This window comes from Prauserella aidingensis (assembly GCF_024171865.1).
Classification (GTDB): Bacteria; Actinomycetota; Actinomycetes; order Mycobacteriales; family Pseudonocardiaceae; genus Prauserella; species Prauserella aidingensis.
The window spans coordinates 107,427-133,089 of sequence record NZ_JAMTCN010000010.1; the positions used below are offsets into that span (position 1 = coordinate 107,427).

Sequence of the window (25,663 nt, forward strand, 5' to 3'; positions counted from 1 at the left end):
CACGTCACGTCCGGCCGTCCTGCCCGGACATCACAGGAGGTCCGGAACGTGGTGTCGACCGCACGCCTCGTCGACCGGAGCCGGTTCGCGCGTCAGTCCCCTTCGGCGAGCAGCGACTCCAGTGCGAGGTCGGGGTGCTGACGCAGCATCACGCGCATCGACATCTCGTCCTCGAACAGGGCCAGCTCGGTGCCGTCGGCGCGGTCGAGGACCTCGCTGCGCCTGCCCGCGTCGACGATGCTGCGCTGCGACGAGTCGCCGAGTTTCCGCACGGCGCTGTAGGGCAGCCGGTCCAGGACAGCCGGGCACGAGAACTCGTGCTCGAGTCGATGTGAGGCGACCTCGAACTGCATCGGCCCCACCGCAGCGAACACGGGCGAGGCATCGCCGCGCAGATCGGACCGGAGCAACTGCACCACACCCTCCGCCGCGAGCTGATCCACACCCTTGCGGAACTGTTTCGACCGGCTCAGGTCCGCGGGCTGGGCGACGGCGAAGTGCGCGGGCGCGAACTGCGGCAGCCCGGGGAACCGCACCGCGGGTTTGCCCGAGTACAGGGTGTCGCCGACCCGCAGCGCCGTGGCGTTGACGAGCCCGATCACATCGCCCGGATACGCCGTATCCATTGTGGACCGTTGTTGACCGAAGACCTGTTGGACGTACTTCGTCGCGAACGGGCGTTTCGTCGTGGCGTTGGTGACGACCATGCCGCGCTCGAACACGCCCGAGCACACGCGCGCGAACGCCACCTGGTCGCGGTGGGCCGGGTCCATGCCGGTCTGCACCTTGAACACGAACGCGGAGAACTCGGCATCGAGCGGACGCGGCACACCGTCGACGTCCGAGCGTGGTTCCGGCGCGGGGGCGAGGTCGATGAGCAGGTCCAGCAGCCGGCGGACGCCGAAGTTCAGCACGGCGGCGCCGAAGAGCACGGGTGTTGCGGAGGCGTCCTCGTACCGCGCGGCGTCGAATTCGCCGTCGGACGAGGTCAGCAGCTCGGCCTCCTCGACGGCCCGCGTCCAGTCCTCCCCCACCTCGGCCTCGGCGTCATCCGGGCTCATGCGGTACTCGGGAGCCACCGTCGCGCCACCCGCGGTGCGTTCGTAGCACACGAACGCACCGTCGTCGAGGTCGACGACACCGCGGAACTGCCCTGCCACACCGACGGGCCAGGTCAGTGGCATCGGCTGGAGGTCGATGCGCTCGACCAGCTCGTCGCACAGTTCCAGCGCGTCACGACCCGGCCGGTCCCACTTGTTGATGAACGTCAGCACCGGAATGCCCCGGTGCCGGCAGACGTCGAACAGCTTCAACGTCTGCGGCTCGAGCCCCTTGGCGGCGTCCAGCAGCATCACCGCCGAGTCGACGGCCGACAGCACGCGGTACGTGTCTTCGGAGAAGTCCGCGTGCCCCGGCGTGTCCAGCAGGTTGATGACGCAGTCGCGGTACTCGAACTGCAGCGCCGCCGACGTGATCGAGATGCCGCGCGCCTGCTCCATCGACATCCAGTCCGACACGACACCACGACGGCCGGCTTTCCCGTGTACGGCGCCCGCCTCGGAGATCACGCGTGCGTGCAGGGCCAGCGCCTCGGTCAGCGTCGACTTACCGGCGTCGGGATGGCTGATGACGGCGAACGACCGCCTGCGCCGCGCCTCGTGCGGTACGTCGCGGTCCCCGTCCGTGGCTGTCACGCGCGCCTCCATCATCGTTCGACACCGACACCTTCAACCCTACCCTTACGTTAGGGTATGTTTTGACGGGTGGCAGTGGCCCGACGAGAAACGGACGGCTTGCCGGGCCACGGCCACCTCCAACCACGTCCATGCGAGCGCGAACGGAGCAGAGTGCGGGATCGTGAACACAGCGGCAATGTCCGCTGACCACGGCCGGGGCGACTCGAAGGGACACCGGAGCTGTCCCGGCCCCGAGCCGGATCGACTCCTGCGAGGACTGCTGACCGCCGTCGCCGCCCTGCTACCCCACGGAGGACCGGCGCGGGATTTCCCACCTCCGGTCACACTCGCCGCCGGCGACCTCGTAGCACTGCACGACGGCACCGCACTGCACCATGACACCGCACTGCACCATGACACCGCGCCGAGCACCGTTGCGGCGCAGCCGATGATCGAATCCCTCCTGGCTGATCACGGCGTGCAGGTCGAAACGGTCACGTCGGGACACGCGAAAGCCGCACAGCACGGCCCGGACACGCGACTCGTCGTCGCGACCCACCGCTCGGCGGCCCGCGACGCACAGCGGTGCGCGTTCGCGCGAGACGTGCCCGTCCTGCTTCCCGGCTTCGTCGCCGCATCGGCGAACCGGGTCAACAGCTGCCTACGTCCGACCCCCACCGTCATGCTCCAGGGCGCGGACGCCGCCACCCATGCCGTCACCACGCCCGTGTTCGAGATGGCACACCTGCCCGGACCGCTCCGCCGCCGAGCTCCCTCCGGTGACGAACGCGACTGCACTCACCTGTTCGTACGACCGTGCTCCTACGGTGTTCTCACCGGTGCCGCCGAGGGGCCGGTCGACACGATCACCGCCACCCCGGAGACGCAGTTCGTGTACCTGCAGGCCGCGGCTACCGCCGCCGTCGACGACCGCCGAATCACGCTGCCGCCGGGGCGATACCGCATCGCACCGGCCGAACGGCCGCTGTATCACCTGCACACCCATGCGGCCCGCAAGCAGGAAGCGCACACCACCACTGCGGTGACACGGGAACGGGGTCCGTAGCGGCCGCTACGAGCGCGAGCGCGCGAGTTCGTCCAGCCGCTCCCGAAGCATGCCGGCGAACTCCTCGGCATTGCTCAGCCGTGACCGCAGCTCCGCGCACCGCTGCTCGGCGATCCCGGCGAACTCGCGCAGCCTGGCCTCCGGATCCTGGTCGCCAGGCGCCGCGTCGAGGATGGCGAGCAGTTCGCGCATCTCGTCGAGCTGGAACCCGAGGGGCTTCATGCGCATGATCAGCAGCAGCCGGTCCACGTCGGGTTCGTTGTACAGCCGGAAGCCGCCCTGGCTGCGGGCGCTGGGCACGACGAGGCCGACCTCCTCGTAGTAACGGATGGTGCGCAGCGACAGCCCCGTGCGCTCGGCCACCTCGCCGATCTGCATGTGTTCGGCCACACCACACCCCTTCCTCGACAAGGCTCCGACCGTAACCGGCTCGGGCTCCGCCCACACGAACGACAGCGTCCCCACGAGATTACCGTTACGTAAGTGTCCGGCCGTCGCGGTCGCCCGCGAGCCGCCGCCCGATCGACGAAAGGACCCGCACGCGTGCCCTCCGCCGCCGAGACCGCCATCCAACCCGGCCGGACCCACACGACCCGGGTGGTGACGGCCGCCGCGGTGGCCCTGGCACTGACCGCTCCCGGGCAGACGGCGGCGATGTCGGTGTTCATCGACCCGATCATCGAGGACCTGGGGCTGTCGAGGTCACTCGTGTCCACCGCGTACCTGATCGGGTCGCTCTCGGGAACCGTCGTCCTGCCGTTCCTGGGCCGTCTCATCGATCGCTACGGACCTCGTCGCATCATGGCGACGATCGCGGCGTGCTTCGGGCTCATCCTCGTCGTGGGCAGCGCCGCGGCCGAGATCACCGGGTTGACCGCGGCGTTCATCGGTGTCCGGGTCGGCGGCCAGGGCGCGCTCAACCTCGTCGCGACGACCACGGTCGCGGTCTACGTGCACCGGCGCCGGGGATTCGCGATCGGCCTCAGCTCCGCCATCGGCACGGCCGGGATCTCCCTGGCGCCGGTACTGCTCGAACGACTGATCGCGGTCGCCGACTGGCGCGCGGTGTGGATCGGCGAAGGCATCGCGGTGTGGCTGCTGGTCATCCCCGCCGCGCTGGTGCTGCTCCCCCGCACACCGCCCCCGCCGCCCCGCGACACGGACCCGGGTGACCGCCACCGCGGACCACTGCCCACTGTGGACTGGACTCGCGGTCAGGCCATGCGCACGGGCATGTTCTGGGCCGTCGCCGCGGGCGTCGCCGTGTGCTCGCTCGTCACGACCGGACTGAACTTCCATCAGGTTTCCCTGCTGGGCGAACGGGGCCTGACGGCGACCGAGGCCGCCGCCACGTTCCTGCCGCAGACCATCGCAGGCCTGATCACCACGTTCGGCCTCGGCTGGCTGGCCGACCGGTTCTCCGACCGGGTACTGATCGTGTTGACCATGCTCGTGCTCGCCATGGCGACCGTCGGCGCCGGATGGGTGACCCCGGGCTTCACGGCCGTGCTCTACGGCGTCGCGCTCGGTGCCTGCGCGAACGGTGTCCGCACCCTCGAGGCGGTGGCGTTCCCCCGGTGCTTCGGACTCGGCCACCTCGGAGCCATCCGCGGCGTCGTGCATTCGATCACCGTGGGCGCATCGGCGTTCGGCCCGCTGCTCGTGGCCGTCGGTCACGACGCCGCCGACACCTACCGCCCCATCCTCCTGATGCTGACCGCACTGCCCGTCGCCGTCGCGGTCGCGGCCGTTCTGGTGCGCACGCCACCGCCGGCACCACCGCAGCGGTGAACCACCTCACACGCCACCTCACGCCACAGGCCGCGCCGCGGACTCCCCAAGGGGTGACGCGACGAACGCGCACGTCTGCACCACGGCCGGCGGCACAGCCACAGAACCGGGCGCAGATCACATCGGACGTGGGTCACATTTCCCGCGATACTTCCCTTACGTAACGGTAGAGTCGTCTTCGTTCGGTACGAGCCCCGTCGACGCGGCTCCCTCTCTTTCTCTCTTCTTCCGCACTCCTTCTCACGAAAGAAGCTGATGTCACTTCCTGCTGCCCTGCGCCCGAAAATCGGCCGCCCGACCTGGCTGTCACCGCGCATCCTGCGCACCGAGGCCCTCTCCGGCCTGGTCGTGGCCCTGGCCCTGATCCCCGAAGCCGTGTCCTTCTCGATCATCGCCGGCGTGGACCCGCGGGTCGGCCTGTTCGCGTCGTTCACCATGGCGGTCGCCATCGCCTTCACCGGCGGCAGGCCCGCCATGATCTCCGCCGCCACCGGCGCTATCGCGCTCGTACTCGCCCCGCTGGCACGTGAGTACGGCGTCGAGTACCTGTTCGCGGCGGTCGTCCTGGGCGGGCTGTTGCAGGTCCTGCTCGCCGGTGCGGGGGTCGCACGGCTGATGCGGTTCCTGCCTCGCAGCGTCATGGTGGGTTTCGTCAACGCGCTGGCGATCCTCATCTTCACCGCGCAGCTGCCGTACCTCGTCGACGTGCCGTGGCAGGTCTACCCGTTGCTCGCCGTAGGCCTGGCGATCATGGTCGGACTGCCCAAGCTCATCAAGGCCGTCCCGGCGCCGCTGGTGGCGATCGTCGTGCTCACCATCTTCACCGTGAGCGCGGGCGTCGCCGTGCCGACGGTCGGCGACCAGGGTGACCTGCCCGACAGCCTGCCGATCCTCGGCGTGCCCGCCGTCCCGTTCACGTTCGAGACGCTCACGATCATCGCGCCGTACGCCTTCGCGATGGCCCTCGTCGGGCTGATGGAATCGCTGATGACGGCCAAGCTCGTCGACGACATCACCGACACGCACTCCGACAAGACCCGCGAGTCGTGGGGCCAGGGCATCGCCAACATCGTCACCGGCTTCTTCGGCGGCATGGGCGGCTGCGCCATGATCGGCCAGACGATGATCAACGTGAAGTCGGGTGCCCGCACGCGCGCCTCGACGTTCCTCGCGGGCGTGTTCCTGCTGATCCTCGTGGTCGCGCTCGGCCAGATCGTCGGGCTCATCCCGATGGCGGCACTCGTCGGTGTCATGATCATGGTCGCGGTCGGGACGTTCGACTGGCACAGCATCCACCCGAAGACGCTGATGCGGATGCCGAAGAGTGAGACCACCGTCATGGTGGCGACCGTCGGCGTGACCGTCGCCACCCACAACCTCGCGATCGGCGTGGTCGTCGGAGTACTCGTGGCCATGGTGCTGTTCGCCCGCCGGGTGGCGCACCTGGTGTCGGTGGAGAGCGTGCTCGACCCCGACGGCACGACGAAGATCTACCACGTCACGGGCCAGTTGTTCTTCGCCTCCAGCAACGACCTGGTGTTCCAGTTCGACTACGCCAGCGACCCGTCGAACGTCGTCATCGACCTCTCCGACGCGCACGTCTGGGACGCCTCCACGGTCGCCTCGCTCGACGCCATCACGACGAAGTACGAGGCACGCGGCACGACGGTCACGATCACCGGCATGAACGACGACAGCGAGAAGCGGCACGCCACGCTGGCGGGCAACCTGAGCGGGGCGCACTGACCGGCGTTCCCGTGCGGTCGGGTCGGGGCGGGCCATGGCTCGCCCCGACCCGATGTCCTACTCTTACGTGACGGAAGGGTTCCATCCACGGTTCGGCCAGGAGGTGGCGTTGACCGGCGCGCGCACGAGTGACGAGGAGCAGGAACACCACGCCCTGTCCGAGACGCTCAACCTGCTGAGCAAGGAGCGGGACCGACTCTCCGCCGACATCGACAAGGCCGCGGGCGACATCGACGCCCGCAAGAAGCACCTGTGGGACAACCTCCGGGACATGGACTTCGCCGAGAAGGCCAACTATCGCGGCGAGGTCGACCTGTCGATCAAGATGACCGAACACGCGCAGATGTTGCACAAGCGGGTCGAGAAGCTGCTGCAGTCGCCGTATTTCGGTCGCGTCGACTTCCACACCGACGGTGAGGACGACGCCGCAACGCACTACATCGGCGTACACAACTTCTCGCACCCCGAGACCCAGGAGATCGTGATCCACGACTGGCGGGCACCCGTGTCCAGCCTGTTCTACGACTACGAGACCGGACCCGCCTCCTACGAGACGCCGAAGGGCACCGCCCACGGCGAGATCACGCGCAAACGGCAGTACAAGATCTCCGGCGGGCGCCTGGAGTACATGTTCGACAGTGCGCTCAACATCGGCGACGAGATCCTGCAACGCGAGCTCGGCCAGTCGGCCGACGACCGCATGAAGAACATCGTCGCCACCATCCAGCGCGAACAGAACGCGGTGATCCGCAACGACACCGCCGACGTGCTGATCCTGCAGGGCGTCGCGGGCTCAGGGAAGACGTCGATCGCACTGCACCGGGTGGCGTTCCTGCTCTACCGCTTCAAGGACACGCTTACCTCCGACAACGTCATGATCCTTTCGCCCAACAAGGTGTTCGGTGACTACATCGCCGACGTCCTGCCCGAACTGGGCGAGGAGCGGGTCGCCGAAATCGACTTCGACAGGATCGCGAGCAGGTTCCTCGACAAGCTCACCGGCTACGAGACGTTCAGCGAGCAGGTGGTCAAGCTCCTCGACCGCGTCGACGACGCGGCCGCCGAGCGCATGCGGTTCAAAGCCATCCCCGAGTTCGTCGCGAGCCTCGACGAGTGGATCGCCTCCATCGCCGACGAGTTCACCCCGGCCGAGATCGCGCAGAAGAGCAAGCGGCTGTCCGAGGACTGGGTGGCCGACGCGTTCACGGACGCCAGGGCCATGCCGATCTTCACGCGGCTCGACCACGTGGCCGACACCGCGGTGCACCTGCTGAAGAACGAGGTGCGCGACCGCGGCGGCACATGGAGCGCGGCCGACACCAACGGTGTCCGCAAGCAGGTGCGGGCGATGCTGCCCTACAAGGACGCATTCGCCGTCTACAAGGCCTTCTACGAGGCCGACGGCGACCGGCGGACCATGTTCAAACCGCTGGCCAAGAAGAAAATCGAGTACTCGGACGTGTTCCCGCTGATCTACACGATGATCAGGACGTCCCGGCAGGAGACGTTCGGCCACATCCGCCACCTGCTGGTCGACGAGATGCAGGACTACACGGCCGTCCAGTACGCCGTGCTGCGGGAACTGTTCTCGTGCCAGATGACGATCCTCGGCGACTCCAACCAGTCGGTGAACCCGTTCAGCTCGTCGTCACCGGCCACGATCCACGACATCTTCCCCGCCGCGGACCGCCTCGAACTGTGCAAGAGCTACCGCTCCACCGCCGAGATCACCGAGTTCGCCCAGAACATCTCCCGCAACGACAAGCTGGAGCCCATCGAGCGGCACGGCCCGCTGCCCCAGGTCGTCGCCTGCGACGACCAGCATGCGGAGATCCTCGACATCATCGACCGGCACGCCCGCAGCGACCACCGGTCGCTCGGCATCATCTGCAAGACGGTCGCCCAGGCCGAGGCCGTGCACCGCGCCGTGACCGACGCCGGTGTCGAGGCGACCCTGCTCGACTACGACAGCACGGCGTTCGGCAGCGGCATCGTCATCACCTCGGCGCATATCTCCAAGGGCCTGGAGTTCGACCGCGTGATCGTTCCGGACGCCGACGAGGACAACTACGCCGACGACATGGACCGGTGCATGCTCTACATCGCCTGCACCAGGGCCATGCACGAACTCCACCTCACCCACGAGCACCAGCTGTCGGCACTCCTGGCGTTCACGGCGGATCCCGACGTCGCCACCGTCACCCGGCAGGTGGAGCCGGTCGGCTGAGTCGGGCACAGGCACCGCCCGGGCACAGTCGCCCCCAACGCGGGCGGGATGCTATACACCCGCCCCGCAACCGAAGGTGAGCACGTGAGCATGCGCTTCAAGGAACTCGACTGGCAGCGGACGCCGATCGGCGAGCTGTCGCTGCGGGTACGCCACGACCCCACGCTCGACCGCGAGGTCCACGAGATCAAGCTCGGCGACGAGTTCCTCATGTCCAGCCTCTTCACCGTGTCGGAGACCGAACTGGGCAGCCGTGCCATGGCGAAGCTCGACGGGGCGGATCTCGACGTGGCCGTGGGCGGACTCGGGCTCGGCTGCACCGCACAGGCGGTGCTGGCCGACGACCGGGTGGCGTCCCTCGTCGTGGTCGACGCCCTCGCGCCGGTGATCGACTGGCACGAACGCGGCCTGCTGCCTGCGGGCACACAGCTCACCGAGGATCCGCGGTGCCGGTTCGTCCACGGCGACTTCTTCGCCATGGTCTCCTCGGGTCAGGGATTCGACCCGGAGCAGCCGGGTCGCCGGTTCGACGCCGTCGTCGTCGACATCGACCACTCGCCGCGGCACGTGCTGGACCCGAGCCACGCCGACTTCTACCTGCCCGACGGGCTCGCCGCCCTCCGCGCGCGGCTGCGCCCCGGCGGGGTGTTCGCCCTCTGGTCCGACGACCCGCCGGACGACGAGTTCACCGCGACGCTCGACGAGCAGTTCACGGACGTCACCGCGGAGGTCGTGACCTTCGACAATCCCCTACGGCGCAGCGAGGCCACCAGCACCGTCTACCTGGCCCGCTCTCCGCACTGACCGGCCGGTTTCCCGAGAACTCCGCTGCCGCCGGTCAGAGCTTGACGGTCATCACGACGGGCCGGTGATCGGAGGCGGTCACGTCGCGGCGGTCTCCGGGCTGATCGGTGACGGACGGGGAGTCGCCGTCGCCCGTGGTGACCTCGGTGACCGCGTCGGCGAGGGCGTGGCTGACGAGCAGGTGGTCGATGAGTTCGCGGCGGCCGCGGTACACCCGCGAGTACCGCTGCTGCTCGGGAATGAGCGGCGCGACGTTCCAGAGCCGGTGGGCATCGCCCTTGTCGGAGCGCTCGTAGCCCGCGGTGCCGAACTCCGAGCCGCCCGGGCCGAGCAGGATTTGCGTGGTCGCGGCCTGCGGTTCGTCGTTCAGGTCGCCCGCCACGACGACGGCCCGGTCCGTCCCGTCCCCGTCCAGCAGCGCGTCGACCTCGGCCCGGACGGTGGCGGCCTCGGCGGCGCGGCGGTGCAGGGCGTAGACGGCGTACCGGGCGCGCTCTCCCTCGTCCCGCGGTGTGAACCGGCCGCCCGGGTAGGTCAGCAGTTTGGATTTCAGGTGCGCCGCGACGACGTCGATCGACCGGCCACCGGCCCGCACGCGCACCCGCAGCGCGGGCCGTCCCGTCGCCGCGATGCGCTCGCCGCCGTCGTCGACCCGCGCTCCCCCGAGTTCGGCGGGGAAGGCGGAGAACTTCTCGACCCTGGTCAGTGCCCGTTTGGACAGGAAACCGACGCGGATACCGCGCCCGTCCGGTTCGGCGAGTTCGGTGCGCCAGGTTCCGTCGAGCCGCTGCTCCAGGTCGTCGAGCCGCTGCTCCAGGTCGTCGAGCGCCTCCGGGTCACCGATCTCCTGCACCGACAGCACCTCGGGGCCCAGCGTCCCGATCATCTCGGCGAGTCCGTCGAGTTTCTCGTCGTACTCGCTCTTGGTCGGCGGGCCGTCGCCGGTGCCCGGGCGGAAGAGGTTCTCGAGGTTCCACGTGCCGATCCGCATACGCGCGACGGTGACAGCGCCGGGCAACCGCGGGGCAACGCCGACGTGAACCGCAGCCGTGGTCCGGACGGCTAGCGTCGTCGACCACGAACGGCGTTCCTGGGCGCTGAACGCGCTCGGCACGGGCGACGTGGACGGCTACCTCGGCGACACGCTCACCGTCCCCGCGGGCGCCGAACTGGCGGCGCGCTGACGTTCCACCACGGTGCGTCCACTCCGGAGCCGTGGCAGGGTCGCTACTGTCCCGATCGGACGGTAATGCCCGCAACCTCGGCGATGCGGGCCGCGTTCGCGTGTCCCCACTCGCCGAGCGGTTCGAGTACGCGGTTCAGGGACTCGCCGAACTCCGTGGTGGCGTACTCGACGTGCGGCGGCACGACCGGGTGGACGGTCCGGGAGACGAGGCCGTGCTCCTCGAGTTCGCGAAGCTGCGGGAGCACCTTCTCCGTGATCGGTTCCAGGCGACGGCGGAGCTCGGAGAACCGCAACGTGCCGTGCTCGGCCAGCTCCCGGATGATCAGCGGTTTCCACGCGGAACCGGTGCTGGAGCTGGGCGCCCGGTGGGCGGGCTCGCCCGCGGAGGCCGTGGCGTGCAGTCCCGTCACGATCTTCGACGACCTGGCCGACCGCGTGGAATACGGCCGGCACGACGATCCGACGTCAGCGCTCGATTCCGTACTCGCCTCGCTCACGCACCTGGCCTCCGCGTCGCGGGACCGCGGCCTCGACAGCTCGGCCCTCGACGAACTGCTCCGCTGGGTCCGCGACGCCGCGCAGACCGGGTACGGGAAGGACGAGATCAGCCGCATCGTCGACACCATGTGGCGCCCACAGCCCGACCACGCCGAGCCGGCCATGGGGACTCTCCCGAGGTGACCGTGTCAACCGTTCCTCGGCGAGCGGCTTCCGGCCGGACGGCGGGCCGCTGATCGACGGAGGCGGCGAAATTATTACAGAACGCTGACGACACGGACACGGTGAATAACAACCGGTAGCCGCCATCCGATGTACTGCGCAGGGCCGGACCACGGCCGGAAGCATGGCCGCGGGCCGAAGGAGAGATGCCCTCGATGACGGTGACGCAGCGGTACACGGCCGCAGCGCAGGACGATCGGCTGAGCGTGGAACTGGCGTTCCCGCCTGCGATCAACTACGCGCTCGTGCACAACGACGTACCGGTCGTCCGTTATCTCCGGGTGGAGAACCTGACCGACGAGGACATTCCGGGACTCGACGTGCAGGTCGACCTGCTGGGCCCGGACGGGGAAATGGCGACGTGGCACCGCACGATCCCTCATCTCCACGGCGGTTCCGAGGTACTCAGGGTCGATTTCGCCGATCTCGCTCCCGATCCTGCAAAGATCGGTGCGGCCGACGAGGCCTACCCCGTGCACTACCGGGTCCTGGTGAAGGCCGGCGGCACGCGACTGCACGCTGAAGGGCGATCGCGGGTGCTCGCGCGCAACGAGTGGTTCAACTCACCGTTGTTGTACGAATCGATCGCGGCGTTCGTACAGCCCAACACCGCCTCGGTCGACCAGGTCCTGCGGAGCGCTCGGGACCTGCTCGAACGCGAGACCGGTTCGAGCTCGATGGAGGGCTACCAGGCGGGCAGGCAGCGCGCCGCACAGATCGGCGGGGCCGTCTACGAGGCGCTGCGCGCTCACCGCATCAGTTACGTCGGCGTGCCGGCCTCTTTCGAGGACACCGGCCAGAAGGTGCGTACCACCGCCGACGTGCTCGGCAGCGAGCTCGGCAACTGCCTCGACCTGTCGGTCACCTACGCGGCCTGCCTCGAGCAGGCGGGCCTTCACCCGCTGATCTGGATCGTCTCCGGTCACGCGTTCGCCGGTTTCTTCCTGGAGGAGGAACGGCTCCCGGAGACCGTGTCGCTCGATCCGAATCACATGATCAATCTGATGGAGTCGCGGCGGGCGCTCGCCGTCGAGCTGACCGGTATCGGCCCGGGAACCGCCTCGAAGGACTACTCCGAGGCGCTGCGGGCGGGCGCGGCGCAGTTCCGGGCGAGAGAGCACCTGCACGGCATGGTCGACGTCGCGCTCGCGCACCGGACCGCCATCAAGGCGCTCCCCTCCGACGATCGGCGGACCGTCTCGGAACCGGCCGACACCTCCGGCGCCGCGCAGGCACCCACGCTCGCACTGCCCGGTGAGCTGGTGGGCGCGGACACCGTCGGCACCGAACGGAACCTGGCGACGCGGGAGGAGGACCCGGACGACGCACCGGAGCGCATCAAGCGTTGGCGCAAGTCGCTGCTCGACCTGAGCCTGCGCAATCCCCTGTTGAAGCTCCCCACCCGCGGCAAGGGCCTGGACCTGCACGTGCCGCGCCACGCGCTGGCGGCGTTGGACGATCTCGTGCACAGCGGCACACAGATCCGCATCGTCCCGGAGGACCGTGTCGGCGGCGTCCAGCAGCTGAGCGGTGTGAACACCGTCCGCGACCTGCCCGACGAGAGCGTCGCCGGCGAACTCGAAAATGACCACCGCATCTACGGTCGAGTAGCGGACGGTCGATACATCGCCAAGATGCGCGAGTTGCAGCGCGAGGCGCGCACGATCCAGCAGGAGACCGGCAGCAACTATCTGTATCTCACGTTCGGCACCCTGGTGCACCCGGGCGCCTCCGGTGAGGCGCACGCTCCCCTGTTCCTGCTCCCCGTGCGTATCGAAGGCGGCAGCGGCCGCTCGCCGTACACGATCGTCGCCGACGGCGACGAGATCTCGGCACCGAACTCCTGCCTCATCGAGTGGTTGCGGGTCAAGCACGGCGTGCGGATCCCCGAACTGGAGAACCCGCCCCTCGACGACAACGGGATCGACATCGCGCGCTCGCTCGAAGCCGTCCGCAGCAGGCTCGTGGAGAACGATCTGCACTACCGGGTCGACGAGCTCGCGAGCCTGCGGCCGCTGCAGTTCTCCACCGTCCAGATGTGGCGTGATCTCACCGATCACTGGGAACGGTTCCTGGCCAACCCGGTGGTGCACCACTTGGTGACCAAACCCGGCCACCAGTTCGCCGACTCGGCCGCCACCGCCTCCGCCGACGACGCGTTCGACGAGGCTGCCCTGCAGCTGCCGATCGCCGCGGACGGTTCGCAGATGCGCGCGATCACGATGGCGGCCAAGGACCGTTCGTTCGTGCTCGAAGGCCCACCCGGAACCGGCAAATCGCAGACCATCACGAACCTCATCGCGCACGCGCTGCGTAACGGCAAGAAGGTCCTGTTCGTCGCGGAGAAGCAGGCGGCGCTCGACGTGGTCAAGCGCAGGCTGGGCGCGATCGGGATCAGCGACTTCTGTCTGGACCTGCATGGCCGCAAGCAGTCGTTGGCGAGCATCCGCGAGCAGCTGAACACCGCACGCGAACGCACGGTGCAGGACGACGAACACGGCTGGGCAGCCGCCGAGGCACGCTACCGGCAGAACGTGCGAGCACTACGGGACTACCCACAACGACTGCACGAGGAGAACGCGGCCCGGTTCTCCGCGTGGTCGGCCTACGCAGCCACTACCGCGCACGGCACCGGCGCGACCGCGCCGGTGCCGCCCGAAGTCATGGGCCTGGACGAGCAGCAGCGCCAGGCCGTGTACGCAACCGTGGCGGAACTACCCGCTGCCACCGAATCCGCACGCCTCCGTGCGCAGCACCCGTGGTCACTCAGCGGGCACCGTACGGTCGACGCGCTCGACGCCGCCGAGCTGGTGGCCGCGGCCGACGAACTCGAGACGGTGCGTGCGCTGTTCCACCGGCTTCCCGAACAGCTGCGTTCCGAGCTCACCGGGCTCTCCTGGCCGGCGTACACGGGGACGGCCCTGCCGTGCGCACGGCTCGCACGGCAGAACAGGTTGCCGGGCCAGCAGGCTACCCGCGCGGCGGCGGGCGAAGGGTGGGACGCCGCGGTCGACGGGTTGCTCGCCGAACTGGAAGGGTTCCAGCGCCACCACGCGGCCGTCCTGGCGACGTTCCGTCCGGAGACCTTCGCGCATCCGGACTTGCCCGCATGGGTCACGGAAGCCGGCAACACCGACAAGGGCCTGTTCGGCAAGAAGAAGAAACGCAGGCGCCTGACCGAACGGTTGCAGCCCCATCTGCGCGAGGATGCGACCCTCGACCCGGAGGTCATCCAGCAGACCGTGACCGCAGCGGCCGTGGCGCGGGACCAGGCGGCCACGTTGCACCAGCAGTTGGTGGCCGTGCCCGGGCTGGAGCTGCCGTCCGACTGGTCCCCCACCCAGCCGGACGCGATCACTGCGGTGGAGCGGCGGCGCGACGCGCTGGTTTCCGGACGGGAGCTGCGGGCGAGCGCCGCCGGGCTGTGGCAGGCGCTGCACGACCTCGGCAGGCACGCACCGGTGGCCGAGCTGGAACGGCTCGTGCAAGCGTGGGGAAACTGGTCCCGGCTTCTCACGCCGGGGACGGAGGAGTTCGGCCGCTGGTGTTCGGGACGGTCGTGGCTGCAGGCTTGGGACGCCGACGGCCCGGTGTGGCGCGAGGAGCTGCGGACGCAGGGGCTGCTTCCGCTGCAGCGGTGGGGCGCCGTCGTGGCCCACACGGACGTACTGGCCGGCGCCGGGCTCACCGACTTCTGCGAGCAGATCCTGACCGGAGCACTGCCGGCGGACGAGATCGAAGTCGCGTATCTGCGCGGTGTCGCGGGAACGGCGTTGCGCGAACGGCTGCAGGCCGGGCAACTCGAGTACTTCGACGCGGACGCGCACGAGCATCACGTCGACGAGTACCTCCGGCTCGGCGATGAACTCGAGTCCCTGCTGCCCACGCGGCTCGCGAGTGAGCTCCTCGCCCAGCGCCCGCGGCTCGACGGCGACCGGGAGTTCCTGCGGCACCTCACGACGTCGCGCCGAGGTGCGAACCGGCTGTCCTTCCGTCAGCTACTCGCGAAGTACCCGGACGAGATCACCGGACTGACACCGTGTTTCCTGATGAGCCCGGCGTCGGTCGCGAACTTCCTTCCCCCGGGAGCGGTGGAGTTCGACCTGGTGGTGTTCGACGAGGCGTCGCAGATCCGTGTCGCCCAAGCCGTCGGCGCGATGGGCCGGGCGCGGTCGGTGGTCGTGGTCGGCGACTCGAAACAGATGCCGCCGAGCAGCATCATGGAAGCCGACCACGGCGACGCGGACGAAGAGGCCACGGGAGGAGAGGACGGAACCGAGGACGCAGTACCGGCGGATCTGGACAGCATTCTCGAGGAGTGCGTCGAATCCGGCTTGGACCGGGAATGGTTGTCCTGGCACTACCGCAGCAGTGACGAGTCACTGATCGCCTTCTCGAACCAGCACTACTACGAGAACAAGCTGCACACGCTGCCCGCGCCGGGGAGTTGGCCGCACGCCGGCATCACCTGGCGCCGCCTCGACGGCACCTACGATCGAGGCAGGACGCGCACGAACCAGGTCGAGGCACGGGCGATCGTGGACCAGATCGCCGCACTGCTCGCCGACCCGGCGACGGCCGGACGTTCGATCGGAGTCGTCACGTTCAACGTCCAGCAGCGCAACCTCGTGCTGAACCACTTGGAGGACAGCGACGATCCCAACGTCCAGCACGCCCTGTCGCGCGAGGACGAGCCGCTGTTCGTGAAGAACCTCGAGAACGTGCAGGGCGACGAACGGGATGTCGTCCTGTTCACGCTGGCGTTCTCGCGCAACCCGGACACGAGGCAGTTGCCACTGAACTTCGGCCCGCTCAACAATGCCGGCGGCGAACGGCGGCTCAACGTCGCCGTCACCCGTGCTCGGGAGCAGGTGATGTTGTTCAGCTCGTTCGATCCGCACGACATCGATCTGGCCCGGAGCAATGCGACCGGCATTCGGCACTTGCGGGCCTACCTGGAGCTGGCTGCGGGCGGGTTCGATCAGTTCGGCGGCATCGAGGCGAGCGAGGCGCGGGCGGACGATCGCATCCTCGGTGAGGTCGCGGACGCGGTCCGGGCACGCGGGTACGAGGTCGCCACGAACGTCGGCCTGTCGCAGTTCACCGTCGACATCGCTGTCCGGTCGCCCGGTTCCCGGAGCTGGCAGGTGGCGGTGCTGTTGGACGGCCCGGAATGGGCGTCGCGGCTCACGGTGGCGGACCGGGACCGTGCACCGCAGCTACTCGGAGCGAAGATGCGGTGGCCGTCCACCGTGCGCGTATGGCTGCCAGCCTGGGTACGGGAACGTGCGGCCGTGCTGGAACGCATCGACCAGGCGATCGCCAGGTCAGAGTCGGACGCCACAGCGGAGTCGGATGCCACAGCGGAGCGACCGGACAGCACGGCGGAGCGACCGGACGGCACAGCGGAGCGACCGGACGCCGGTGCGGGTGACTCGGAAGGGAACGAGGCCGGCATTCCCCCGTCCGCAGGCCAGGAAGGGGGAGTGCCGGAACACGCTCAGGTGCCCGGCAGTCTGCCCGCGGAACGGGCATCCGTCGTGAACAGTGCGAGCACCGATGCGCCGCAGTCCCAGGGCGCCGCCCGACCGTCCGAGGGTGGCGTGCCGTTCGTGCCGTACGAACCCAGGCCCGTGGGGGTGAAGGAAGACCTCGACCGGCTCGGCTCCGACGCGGCCGTGCAACGACAGCTCGAGAAGATGTTCGTCGAGGTCGCCGAGGTCGAGGGCCCTGTCGAGATCAACAGACTGGCCAAGAAGGCGCTGCACTGCTTCGGACTGGGACGTGTGCGGGAGAACCGGATCCTCGAGGCTCTGGAACACCTTCCCTCGGCCCTGCGGACCGAACGCAGTCCGCTCGGGACCCACGTCTGGCCGGCCGAGCTGGATCCGCACACCTGGCGAGGCTTCCGCGAAACCCGACGGTCGAGCGATCGTACGGTTCAGGAGATCGCCCCGCACGAGATCATCAATGCGATCCGGCACTCGTTCGAGACCCGCGGACTGGACGAGCGGATGCTGCGTGAGGCGCTCAGATTGCTCGGGCACACCAAGATGACCGAAGCTGTCGAGAACCACGTCGTCCGGGTACTCGGCTTCGGTATCCAAGAGGGCCTTCTGCCGAGCAGTTTGGGGTAACGGTGATGCCGGAAGTGTCAGCCGCGGCGCTGGATGCCGCCAGAGCCAAGGTCGGCAAGCCCGCCAAGCACACGTTGTCCGTGGTCCGGAAGTTCACCGAACGCGCGGAAACACTGCTGGCCACACCGGCGACCCTGCGGGAGAGCGCCCGGCACCAGGTAGCGGTCCTCACCGACCGGCAGGTACAGGCCGAGTTGCAGCGCAGGCCGATCGCCGACCTGCGTGATCTCGTCGGCCGGGGCGCGCGACTGAACGCCGTGGCCGAAGGGGGATTCGGCTTCGTGGCTCAGGTCCTCACCGCGGGCCCGCAGCGAATCCAGGCCGTTCCCGGGATCGGGCCGCAGACCGCGCAACAGGTGGTCGGAGCCGCGCAGCGATTGGCGGCGCAGGTCGCCGAGCAGACGCGGTTCCGGTTCGATCCGGACCGGAAGGACCGGGCGCAGGCACAGTTGCTCGCCACCCTCATGGCGGTCAGGCACGCCGACAGCGCCGTGACGACACTGGAGCCACAGCTCCGGCAGCTCACCGCACAGACCGCTCCCCTGGTGTCCGACGCGGAACCGGCCGCGAGCCGGCCTTCGATGCTGTTCCGGGGAAGCGCGAAGAAGCACGCCGCGCTGACGGCCCTCGCACAGTTGGACGCCATACTGGCCGATCCCCGCGTGGCATCGCTGAACCAGACGCTGGAGTCACAGGAACGAGCGACCGATCCGAATTCGCATCCCGAGTGGCAGGTGTGGGACGAGTACACGTCCGACGCCGCATCGTTCAACGCGTTGCTTTCCACTCTCGGTGGCGCGGGCGACGGTGACGACACGGAGGCCGCGCAGGGTTTCATCCCGGCCGAGCTACGCCAGGAAATCAGCGCCGTCCCGCTGGACACGAGTCTGCTGACGGCCACGTTGCGCGGCTACCAGGCCTTCGGCGCCCAGTACGCGATCCATCAAAAGTTCTCGATCATCGGTGACGAGATGGGGCTCGGCAAAACCGTGGAGGCTTTGGCCGTGCTCGCGCACCTTGCGGCGCGGGGCCAGCGCCGGTTCCTGGTCGTGTGCCCGGCGAGCGTGCTGGCGAACTGGACGAACGAGATCACCAAACACAGCCGCTTGACCGCACACACCCTCCACGGTGCCGGGCGAGCTGCCGCCACGCGGACGTGGCTGCGCGACGGCGGGGTGGCTGTCACGACGTTCGACACGCTCGGCAAGCTGGAGGGGGTCACCGAGGCCGACATGGCGATGACGGTGGTGGACGAGGCGCACCTGGCGAAGAACCCCACGACCAAACGCTCGCAGGCCGTGGCCGAGGTGGTGAACCACTCCCAGCGTGCGATGTTCCTGACCGGCACTCCCATGGAGAACCGGGTCGAGGAGTTCCGCACTCTGGTGTCGTACCTGCAGCCCGCGATCGCGAGAGGTATCGACGCCACGGACGCCGTGACCGGGGCGAAGCACTTCCGGCGTGCGGTGGCACCGGTCTACCTTCGCCGTAACCAGGAGGACGTGCTCACGGAGCTGCCGGACAAGATCGAGGTCGAGGACTGGGTCTACTTCAGCCCTGCCGACGACACCGCCTACAACGCGACCGTGCAGTCCCGCAACTTGATGCAGATGCGCCAGGCCGCGTTCCACGCCGAGAACTCCGCGAAGCTCGAACGGTTGGCGGAGATCGCCGACGAGGCTCACGAGGACGGGCTGAAGATGGTGGTGTTCTCGAACTTCCTGCACGTGCTGGACCGGATCGGCAACCGTCTCGGCTCGCGTGCGACGGGGCCGATCACCGGTTCCGTGTCACCGCAGGTTCGGCAGCAGATCGTGGACGATTTCAGCCGGCACGACGGGCACGCCGTGCTGCTGTTGCAGATCGAGGCGGGCGGCCAGGGCCTCAACATCCAGGCGGCCTCCATCGTGGTCATCGCGGAACCGCAATGGAAGCCGAGCACCGAGGAACAGGCCGTGGCCCGCGCCCACCGGATGGGCCAGGTCCGAAAGGTGCAGGTGCACCGGCTGCTCGCCAAAGGCAGCGTGGACGAACGACTTCGCGAGGTTCAGGAGGAGAAGAGCCTGCTGTTCGCGGAGTTCGCTCGCAGGAGCGAGGCGAAGGAGGCGGACGCCCGCGCGGTGGATACGCACGAACACCTCCCCGACAGCCTCGACGACAACACGCTTCCCATGGAACAGCGCATCATCATGGCGGAACAACACCGATTGGGCATCAACTGACCGCGCGACCGACCGGATAGCCGAACTGATCGAGGCGCTTACGCGCAGCACTGAGTTCCTGTTCGGTGAACAGCTCCTCGAACCGCGGCTGAGTCACAAGGGCCTCGACGGTGAGGTCGAGCCTGCCCCGCTCCCACAACGCCGCGAAGCCATCCGATACAGCCGGCGAATCAAGGAGTTTGCGTGCGGTTTCCAACGGGCCGAGCTCGGAGAGCATGCTGCGGAAGTACGTCGCAGCGTAGTTGGCCTCCGTCCGGCTCCGCTCGTACAACTTCAACATCTGTGCACCGAACTCCGCGACACTCTCGGTTTCCGCGGCCGGATTGCTCGGTTGACCCTCCGGCTCCCCGGTGACACCGTCGTCCGATTCGACGCCCGCCGCACTGTCGCTCCTTCGCTGTACGAAACCCAGCAGCGCGTCGACCGAGGTGAACACTTCGTAGCCGAGTTCTTCGAGCCGCGGCAGGTCAGCTGCCTCGGCGTCGAGTTCCAGAATCACCGGCTCACCCTGCCCGGGCTGCAACCCCTCGGGCCAGTACGCCTCTGCCATCGCCAGAGCACGCCCGGACTCCGGGTCGGCGATCTCCGTGTCGGTGATCGGCTTGACGCACCCGAGCCGGACCATCTCCTCGATCATGTCCCGCACCTGCGCGTCCCGGGCGTCCGTCTCGTCTCCGGTCGATACCGCGAGCGGCTGCAGGCCCTGGCCGGCGTGCTGCGACGTGCCCTCGCGAAGCTGGGACAGAAAACCCTGGGCCGCACCGGCGAGCAGCTCCTTGCGAGCCTCGAGGAAGTCTTCGTACCGGTCAACGTGCCACAGCTCCGGATCCTGCGGGATCCATTGCGAGGCCAGCACCCCCGGATGCTTCGATTCCGCCTCGGGAAAGTACTCGGCCGGATTCCTCTTACCGACAGCCAAGTTGCTGTTCTGCGTCAGGAAGCAGAAGTTGGCGATCGAGTTGACCAGGCTGCGGGGGTACCCGGCCTCGTACAGCAGCGCCTTCGGGAAGATGTGATGCACCTGCAACGACGACAGCCTGCCGAGCATCTCCGCCTTCAGCTCCAGGCCCGTCCCGAGGTCGCGGGCTCCGTTGACCCGGGTCAGCAGATACAGCAGCGGGTAGAACCGCGATCCGGTGGTGGATCCGCCGAAGTCATGCGGTTGGACGTCGAGGTTGCCCCCGCGCCACCGCTCGAGCGAACGGATCAAGCCGTCCACGCCGTTCCGCTGTGCGGTGTCGAAGTCGTGGTTGAGATACGTCTCGGTGGAACCGGCGAAGCGCCCCCACAACGCCGAGTGCACATACCAGTACAGCGCCTTGCCCTGCTCCTCGCTATTCGAGAACTCCCCACCGTTGAGCGCAAGCAACCGGCTGATCACCGGGAACGCCATCCGGCCCATCAACACTCGGTCGTGGTCCAGACCGAGACGGCTCGACACGACGTCGAGAAAGTGGCCGATATAGTCGGTCGAACTGGTCAGGGACTGGCGGAAGGTAGCCGCCGACACCGCGTCCAGCGAGCTGAACTCCGCACGACCGGTGGCGACGCTCGTCGAGTTACGCAGCAGCCAATCAAGGTTGAAGTTGAAGCCCGCCGACTCCCACTTGGCCAGGTGCTCACGCATGACGGTGCGGGCATCCGGCCAGTCGGAACACAGCTTGGCCAGCGCGAGGTCACCCTTCGTCAGCTTCGTGCCACCGGAGTTGACACGGTTGAAGATGTCGACGACCTCGTCTGTCGACACGTCCTTCCCGGTGATCTTCTCCTCGTGAAAATCCCGCTCAAGCAGATTACGGAGCTGAGTCAGACGCGCCACGTAGGTCGGCAAGTTCTCCGGTTCCTTCTCGCTGAAGCCGTTCACGAACGCGGAGATGTCCTCTTGGAACAGTCGCGTGACATCGATCCAGCGATGGTCATCGGCCATGATGCTTGGTGCGTAGAACTTGAACTGCTCATCGGCGACATTGAAGTAGAGACCGGTGAACGCGTCCGGGTTTCCTTCGAAGAAGCGCGGCGGTTCGCCCTGGATGATCCCGTACAGCGAGGTGATCCGCTGCTGGCCGTCCAACAGGAGCAGGTGCGTGCCGGTCCCTGCCATACTGCCGCGTACCGATACATCCTCGGCCGCCGTCTCCCACAACAGCAACCCGCCGACAGGGTGGCCACGGTACAACGAGCGCATCAGACCACGGACCTGGTCGCGGTTCCACACATATCCGCGCTGAAACTCTGGAAGCAGCATCGTTCCGGTCTCGACCTGGTCGATGATCATCCGCAGCTTGGCCATGTTCGAACTCCTGTCTTGCCCTTCGTCTACGCGCCTACTGCCTGGCCGGCAACAAGCTGCTCGGACTACCGTGCCACGACACCGCGAGCTGTTCCCGCGCGCGGGTGCACGCGACGAACAGCAGGCAGCGTTCCCGCTGGACGTCGTGCCGGTGGGCCTGTAGGTCCTCGTCGGCCGATATGACCGCGTTGGGTGGCGGCATGTGCTGTTCGCTGACTCCGACCACTGCGAGACACCGGAACTCGAGGCCCTTCATCCGGTGCATCGTGCCCACTGCTACCGCATCCGAGGCATCCCTGTCATTGGTCAAGGCACGAGCAGATATCGATTCCGCGACGAGTGCGTTCACGGCACTGTCCACGAGCCAGTTCGCACGCGCCGCCACGCCGATCTCGGTTGGCTCCACACCCGCGTCGAGCCATTCTCTGAGCTGCGTGCACAACGCGTCGAGCTCGGCATTCTTCGTCCCGTAGCCGGTCAACGCCGGTGGCGCGCCGTGCATTTCCGAACGACAGCCCGCGATGCTGTCGAGCCCGCCATCCATGTCGTCGATCGGTTCGCCGCGAACGACACCGAGACTCCATGCGAGGATCTCCGCCGTGGTCCGATAATTCACCGTAAGCCGGCTGGAACGTCCGGTGACAGTGATGCCGATGTCCCGCAGGCTGACCCGGCTGTTGTAGATGCGCTGATGGGTGTCCCCGGCGAGGAACAGGTCGTCGGCGCCGGCCGGCACCGCGGCGCGCAGTAGCCGCCACTGGACGGGACTGAGATCTTGCGCTTCATCGACGACGATGTGCCGGAACGGCTTGTCCGTTCGTCCGGCGAGCAGCCGGGCGGCTTCGGCGCATACGGTCTCGTGTGTCGACCAGCCGCCTTCGCGCACCTGCCCCTCGAACTCCCAGACGGCCTGCCACACCTGCGCCTTCTGCCGTGGCCCCAGGGCGCGTCCGCGCCCTGTCCGCTTGGCGGCGAGATATTCCTCGGCGTTCGTGATCTGCTGAGCCAGCACGACCTCCCGCCACTCTGTGCGGAGGAAAGCGTCAGTGAACGGCACCTGCAGCCGGTCGATGATCGCGCGCCAGAGGCCGGTTTCCTGCTTGCTGTCCAGCAGGCGTGGCGCACCGTGCTGCTCCCGGAACACCTGATGGGCGAGCTGATCGACGTTCTTGACCGTGACCCGGTCGCGGATCTCGTCGCTGTCGGCGAGCGTGGTCAGCCCCGCGGACAGCGATCCGGTCAATGTCGAGGTGAAAGTCGTCAGCAACACCGGGCCGTCGCCGTGCTGCGCCAGATGACGTGCCCGATGCAGCGCGACAACGGTCTTGCCGGTTCCCGGGCCGCCCGTCACGCGAGCTGACCCCCGGTAACGCGCCTCGACCAGCTTGTGCTGTACCGGGTGCAGGTACACCCGCCACAACGCGAACGACTGGCGCAGAATGGTCAGCAGCTCTTCGGGTCCGTCGACCAGCACCACCCGGTCAGTACTGCGGGCCACGGCGGCGTCGAGGTCGTCCGGATCGAACCGTTCGCCGGTGATCACATCACCCAGCTCGGTCCACACCTCTTCGGGAGTCAACCCCGCGGCCAGCCCCGCCAGCACATCCCACTGCACACCGGGCAGGAACGACCGGGCGGCGTCGAGCTGTATCTGGTCGGTCAGGGCCCGGGCGAACGCCAGTGTCTGCTCGTCGATCCCCAGCTTGCGCAGATCCGCGTCCTTGACGGTGTCGAACAGGTGCGCCGGTGCGTGAGCCGCCATACCCGACAGCTCCGGCAGGGCACCCTCGATGGCAGCGACGTCCCTGATCTCGATCCGGCCCGTGGCCGCGTTCACCGAAGCGCTGCGGCGCTGCGCCCACTGGTAGGCATCGTCGTGAGGCAGCACGGTCAGGAGCGTGTAGGTGTCCCCGGACTCGGGCGCGAGTACGACGCCGCGCCAGAAGTCGGTAATGCGGATGGTGCGAAACCGCAGGTCCCGGGCGTTGGAGACCTTCTCCAGATGCTGTCCCGCATGTGATGACTGCTCGAACTTGCTGAACGCCGCATCGACGCGTTCCTGGACGGACTTCTCCAGCTTCGAATACTCGCGCAGGAAATCCCTGTCGATCGCCAACTGAGGCACTACCGGCTCCCCCTCATCCGTCGCTGCCCGGGACACCGGCGAGCAGGTCCCGGATCTTCGGGACCGCTGGATGCTGCTCACCATGCTCGCGCACCAGATCATCGAGCAGCCCGCTCAACGTGTCGCCAGCCGCGGCCCGCTGTCCCGCGCCGAGCTGCAGTAACCCGATCTGCCTGCGCAGCTCGATCGGACGCGGGTCAGTGGGCCCGAACACGCGCTGTTCGTCGGCCAACAGTTCGTGCATTGCCTCCAACGCAACCGCCGCATCACCGGTCAGAGCGTGGCAGGTCGCGTTCTGCAGACGACAACGAAACACCAGCTCGGAGTCGGGACCGTCGCGCTCCACCAGGTCTGCCTTCAACGCCTGGTATGCGGGTGCCGCCGTGCGGTAGTCACCACCCTCGAACAGCACGTTGGCCCATTCGAGCCGGAGGTTGACCACGTCGGGGTCGACCGGACCGAACTCGGCACGCGCGGACTGTACGGCGTTGCCGAGGAGTTCCGCAGCCTGGCTGTACCGAGCTTGTCGTACGAGCTCACTCGCGTCAGCCCGCACTCGGTCCAACCGGCTGCGATCGGGCCGGGTGTACTTCTCAGGCCGCGTATCGTTGGTCTCCGCCGCTATCGGTGGTGGAGTGGACAGGCCAGGAGGCCCGGGCGACGGGGAACCACGTCCCCTTGTGCTGTCGGCGGAGAAGGTACGACTGACGACCGTTGCGTACATCCGGGCCGGGCTCGGTACCGCAGGTGGATGCAGTGCCCCGGGAACCGGCCCCAGATCGGTGACGAACGGCAGTAGCTGTTCGTACGCGGCCTGCGCCGACGGAGGCCGGTTTTCCGGCTTCTTCTCCAGTAGAGCAGTCAGCACAGACTGCAATCCAGAAGGTACGTCCGGCCTTATCGCGCGTGCCGACTCCGGGTCCGCGTCGACCTGCATGTTCATCACCGCGTACGAGGTCGAACCGCTGAACACGTGCTGGCCGGTCAGCATCTCGTGCAGCGTGCAGCCGAGCGCGTACAGGTCGGTCTGGGGCCCGCTCAGGGCGGCCAGGACCTGCTCGGGAGCCATGTATGCGGGCGTACCGATCGTCTGGCCGGACCGGGTGATCTGCGACATGTCAGCGAGATCCAACGCCACTGCCAGGCCGAAGTCGAGCACCTTGACGGTGCCGTCCGGCTCCAGCATCAAGTTGCTCGGTTTGAGGTCGCGATGGACCAGCGAGGCCTGGTGCGCCACGGCGAGCACCGAACAGGTCTGAGCGGCGATAGCCGCGGCCCAGCCGATCGGCAGCTGCTCGTGCTGGGCGAGCAGGTCGCTGACGCTGGTGCCGTGCACACGCTGCATCACGAGGAAGGGGCGGCCGTCCTCGGTGCCGACGTCGAACACTGCCGGAACCCCGGGATGCTGTAGCCGGGCGGTGATCCGGGACTCGCGTACGAAGCGCCGGATCAGGTCCTCGTCTTCGACCCCGTCGGGGAATCTGACGAACTTGACCGCGACCTCCCGGTCCAGCCGGGTGTCGCGGCCTTCCCACACCTCGCCCATACCGCCGCGCGCGATGGGCAGACGCTGCAGCTCGTATCGGTCGTTGATCACCTTGCGCTGGGTCACGCGACCCTCCTATGCACAGTGATCCCGACAATTACCACATTGCGGGTGGAGTGATCTTGAT

General features: G+C 68.1%; 16 protein-coding genes. 9 read left to right on the forward strand and 7 right to left on the reverse strand.

Annotated features, from left to right (window positions below; all coding sequences use genetic code 11):
* Window positions 1-92 precede the first annotated feature (92 nt).
* Complete coding sequence (locus LY13_RS12965; protein WP_372493823.1) at window positions 93-1,706, reverse strand: peptide chain release factor 3; 1,614 nt, start codon at window positions 1,704-1,706, stop codon at window positions 93-95.
* A gap of 151 nt (window positions 1,707-1,857) precedes the next feature.
* On the opposite strand from LY13_RS12965, the gene LY13_RS12970 reads away from it, so the two are divergent.
* Window positions 1,858-2,742, forward strand: coding sequence for a hypothetical protein (locus LY13_RS12970; protein ID WP_253828659.1), 885 nt, complete (start codon window positions 1,858-1,860; stop codon window positions 2,740-2,742).
* Between the two features lie 6 nt (window positions 2,743-2,748).
* Here LY13_RS12970 and LY13_RS12975 read toward each other — a convergent pair whose 3' ends face one another.
* Window positions 2,749-3,120, reverse strand: coding sequence for a MerR family transcriptional regulator (locus tag LY13_RS12975; protein WP_253828687.1), 372 nt, complete (start codon window positions 3,118-3,120; stop codon window positions 2,749-2,751).
* Between the two features lie 165 nt (window positions 3,121-3,285).
* On the opposite strand from LY13_RS12975, the gene LY13_RS12980 reads away from it, so the two are divergent.
* The 4 genes from LY13_RS12980 (at window position 3,286) to LY13_RS12995 (ending at window position 9,310) form a co-directional block, all read left to right on the forward strand.
* Window positions 3,286-4,533 carry an MFS transporter gene (locus LY13_RS12980; protein ID WP_253828660.1) on the forward strand — a complete coding sequence of 416 codons (1,248 nt, stop codon included), beginning with the start codon at window positions 3,286-3,288 and terminating at the stop codon, window positions 4,531-4,533.
* 255 nt (window positions 4,534-4,788) lie between these two features.
* Window positions 4,789-6,279 carry a SulP family inorganic anion transporter gene (locus LY13_RS12985; RefSeq protein ID WP_253828661.1) on the forward strand — a complete coding sequence of 497 codons (1,491 nt, stop codon included), beginning with the start codon at window positions 4,789-4,791 and terminating at the stop codon, window positions 6,277-6,279.
* Between the two features lie 67 nt (window positions 6,280-6,346).
* On the forward strand, window positions 6,347-8,506 hold the full coding sequence (locus tag LY13_RS12990) for a HelD family protein (protein ID WP_253828662.1): 2,160 nt from the start codon (window positions 6,347-6,349) through the stop codon (window positions 8,504-8,506).
* A gap of 90 nt (window positions 8,507-8,596) precedes the next feature.
* The gene (locus LY13_RS12995) at window positions 8,597-9,310 is read left to right on the forward strand and encodes a polyamine aminopropyltransferase (RefSeq protein ID WP_253828688.1); all 714 of its coding nucleotides are present in this window, start codon (window positions 8,597-8,599) and stop codon (window positions 9,308-9,310) included.
* Between the two features lie 34 nt (window positions 9,311-9,344).
* Here the strand turns inward: LY13_RS12995 and LY13_RS13000 are convergent, their stop codons facing one another.
* Window positions 9,345-10,301 carry an endonuclease/exonuclease/phosphatase family protein gene (locus LY13_RS13000; RefSeq protein ID WP_253828663.1) on the reverse strand — a complete coding sequence of 319 codons (957 nt, stop codon included), beginning with the start codon at window positions 10,299-10,301 and terminating at the stop codon, window positions 9,345-9,347.
* Between the two features lie 58 nt (window positions 10,302-10,359).
* Here LY13_RS13000 and LY13_RS25665 point away from each other — a divergent pair, with 58 nt between their 5' ends.
* Window positions 10,360-10,494 carry a hypothetical protein gene (locus tag LY13_RS25665; RefSeq protein ID WP_301298890.1) on the forward strand — a complete coding sequence of 45 codons (135 nt, stop codon included), beginning with the start codon at window positions 10,360-10,362 and terminating at the stop codon, window positions 10,492-10,494.
* 43 nt (window positions 10,495-10,537) lie between these two features.
* Here LY13_RS25665 and LY13_RS13005 read toward each other — a convergent pair whose 3' ends face one another.
* A complete protein-coding gene (locus tag LY13_RS13005) occupies window positions 10,538-10,906 on the reverse strand; it encodes a winged helix-turn-helix transcriptional regulator (protein ID WP_253828664.1) in 369 nt (122 codons plus the stop codon).
* On the opposite strand from LY13_RS13005, the gene LY13_RS13010 reads away from it, so the two are divergent.
* The 3 genes from LY13_RS13010 (at window position 10,887) to LY13_RS13020 (ending at window position 19,575) form a co-directional block, all read left to right on the forward strand.
* A complete protein-coding gene (locus LY13_RS13010) occupies window positions 10,887-11,177 on the forward strand; it encodes an imine reductase family protein (protein ID WP_253828665.1) in 291 nt (96 codons plus the stop codon). The two genes, LY13_RS13005 and LY13_RS13010, sit on opposite strands and share 20 nt — an antisense overlap.
* 194 nt (window positions 11,178-11,371) lie before the next feature.
* Complete coding sequence (gene proA, locus LY13_RS13015) at window positions 11,372-17,353, forward strand: anti-phage protein ProA (RefSeq protein ID WP_253828666.1); 5,982 nt, start codon at window positions 11,372-11,374, stop codon at window positions 17,351-17,353.
* Between the two features lie 5 nt (window positions 17,354-17,358).
* Window positions 17,359-19,575: a DEAD/DEAH box helicase gene (locus LY13_RS13020; RefSeq protein WP_253828667.1), complete on the forward strand. Its 2,217-nt coding sequence runs from the start codon at window positions 17,359-17,361 to the stop codon at window positions 19,573-19,575.
* Here the strand turns inward: LY13_RS13020 and LY13_RS13025 are convergent.
* From LY13_RS13025 to LY13_RS13035, 3 genes are read right to left on the reverse strand one after another with little or no spacing between them, the layout of a single operon-like run.
* Entirely contained in the window at window positions 19,568-21,865 is a 2,298-nt protein-coding gene (locus LY13_RS13025; RefSeq protein ID WP_253828668.1) for a GmrSD restriction endonuclease domain-containing protein, read from the reverse strand. The two genes, LY13_RS13020 and LY13_RS13025, sit on opposite strands and share 8 nt — an antisense overlap.
* A gap of 34 nt (window positions 21,866-21,899) precedes the next feature.
* Window positions 21,900-23,990: a UvrD-helicase domain-containing protein gene (locus LY13_RS13030; protein ID WP_253828669.1), complete on the reverse strand. Its 2,091-nt coding sequence runs from the start codon at window positions 23,988-23,990 to the stop codon at window positions 21,900-21,902.
* Window positions 23,991-24,003: 13 nt separating this feature from the next.
* Entirely contained in the window at window positions 24,004-25,602 is a 1,599-nt protein-coding gene (locus tag LY13_RS13035) for a serine/threonine-protein kinase (protein WP_253828670.1), read from the reverse strand.
* Window positions 25,603-25,663: the final 61 nt, after the last annotated feature.